Source organism: Actinomadura fibrosa (genome assembly GCF_900659615.1).
GTDB lineage: Bacteria > Actinomycetota > Actinomycetes > Streptosporangiales > Streptosporangiaceae > Spirillospora > Spirillospora fibrosa.
Genome location: NZ_CAACUY010000518.1, coordinates 1 through 2,043, shown reverse-complemented (window position 1 = coordinate 2,043; position 2,043 = coordinate 1). Strand labels below are relative to the sequence as shown.

The following is a 2,043-nucleotide window of genomic DNA, read 5'->3' as shown; positions in this document are numbered from 1 at the left end:
GTCCAGGCCGTCGGCGTCCTCGGCCGCGCCGATGCCGCCGGTCTGGGTCGGCAACGCCTCGGCCGCGGCGATCCGGCGCGCCGCGCGGCGCGGGGACGGCTGGTTCCCCTCGCTGATCTCCCCCGCCGAGGTCGCCGAGGGCGCGGCCCGGCTCGCCGAGCAGGCCGCCGGGCACGGGCGCCGCGTCCCGGTGATCGCGATCGGGGCCGCGGCGGCGCTGGGCGACGCCCCGGGCGTCCCGTCCCGGGAGGAGATCGCGGCGGGGATCAGCGGCGCGTACGGGCGTCCCGTCGAGGAGGTCGCGGACATCCCGCTCACCGGGACGCCCGAGCGGGCCGCCGAGCGGCTGGCCGCCTACCGCGCGGCCGGAGCGCGGCACGTGGTCGTCGGGATCTCCGGCGGCGACTGGCGCGCCCAGGTCGACCTGCTCGCCGAGGTCCGCGCCCTGCTGAGGGCGGACGGGCCGCGCGGATAAACCGATGGCCGCCGAGGGGCGGCGGCCGGTAGGGTCGGGCGCGGAACGCGAAGGAGGTGGGGTGCATGGCCGTCGTTGCGATGGCTGCTGCCCGCAGCACTCAGCCTGTCCTCATCTTCCGGGCCGCCGGCTGAGCCGCCCCTTACCTCTTTGGCGGCGTTCTCAGCGGGGTCCCTTGAAGCAAGGGTTCCTTCCGTTGTCCTTCGCATCCTCCACCGGGTCTCCCCTCGCCGCCTACGGCTGGGATGAAGGCCTGGAGAACGAGTTCACCCCGCACCGCGCCGCGGGCCTGGTCCCCGCGCGCGTCATCGCGGTCGACCGCGGCCTGTGCGACGTGGTCACCGAGCACGGCCCCCTGCGGGCCGAGACGAGGCCGGTCGCCTCGTCCGATCCCCTGGCGGCACCGTGCACCGGCGACTGGGCCGCACTGCGCCCCGCCGCCGACCGGCAGGCCGACCGGGAGGGCGAGCGGGCGGTGCTGGCCGCGCTGCTGCCCCGCCGCACCGCGATCGTCCGGTCCACGGCCTCACGCGACTCGCACGGCCAGGTGCTGGCCGCCAACGTCGACACCGTCGCCATCGCCGTCTCGCTCGCGGCCCGGCTGGACCTCGGCCGCGTCGAGCGGCTGCTGGCGCTGGCCTGGGAGAGCGGCGCCCGCCCGGTCGTCGTGCTCACCAAGGCCGACCAGGTCGCGGGGACGGCCGACGCCGAGGCGGAGGTCGCCTCCGCCGCCCCGGGCGTCGACGTCGTCGCGTGCAGCGCCGCGACCGGGGACGGCGTGGACGTGGTCGCCGCCGTCCTGAGCGGGACCGTGGTGCTGGTCGGGCCGTCCGGCGCGGGCAAGTCCACGCTGGGCAACGCCCTGCTGGGCGGCGACGTCCTCGCCACCGGCGCCGTCCGGGAGCAGGACGGCAAGGGCCGGCACACCACCGTCCGCCGCGAGCTGCTGCCGATGCCCGGCGGCGTCCTCATCGACACGCCCGGCCTGCGCGGCGTCGGGCTGTGGGACGCCGAGGAGGGCCTCCAGCAGACCTTCGCCGAGATCGAGGAGCTGGCCCGGGAGTGCCGGTTCGGCGACTGCGCCCACCGCACCGAGCCGGGTTGCGTGGTCCTGGCCGCCATCGAGGACGGCCGGCTGCCGCGACGCCGCCTCGACAGCTACCGCAAGCTGCTCCGCGAGAACGCCTGGATCGCCTCTCGCACCGACGCCCGGCTCCGCGCCGAGCGGCAGAACGAGTGGAAGGCCATCTCCAAGTGGCAACGGCAGATGTACAGGGAGCGGGGGCGGGACCGATGAGCGCGGCGGTCGCGCACCGGGGAGAACGCCGCTGGCTGACCAGGCCGGAGACCGCCGCGGACGCCGCGGCCGTGCGCCGCGTCGTGCTGTCGGCGTTCCCGACCGCGGCGGAGGCCGACCTCGTGGACGCGCTGCGCGAGGACGCGGCGTGGCTGCCCGGCCTGTCCTTCGTGGCCGCGGCGCCGGACGGCGAGATCGCCGGGTACGCGCTGCTGACCCGGTGCCGGGTCGGCGGCGCCGCCGCGCTGGCGCTCGCGCCGGTGGCCGTCCT

At 77.4% G+C, this 2,043-nt stretch carries 3 protein-coding genes; all 3 read left to right on the top strand.

What is annotated here, in order from left to right; translation table 11 throughout:
- On the top strand, positions 1–475 hold a 475-nt coding region (locus E1300_RS49295; RefSeq protein WP_131764125.1), incomplete at its 5' end, for an LLM class flavin-dependent oxidoreductase.
- Between the two features lie 196 nt (positions 476–671).
- Positions 672–1,772 (top strand): ribosome small subunit-dependent GTPase A, encoded by a 1,101-nt coding sequence (rsgA, locus tag E1300_RS49290; RefSeq protein WP_242619916.1) that lies wholly within the window; start codon positions 672–674, stop codon positions 1,770–1,772.
- Positions 1,769–2,043: GNAT family N-acetyltransferase (locus tag E1300_RS49285; protein WP_503104955.1), on the top strand; the 275-nt coding region annotated here is incomplete at its 3' end. The genes rsgA and E1300_RS49285, both read left to right, overlap by 4 nt.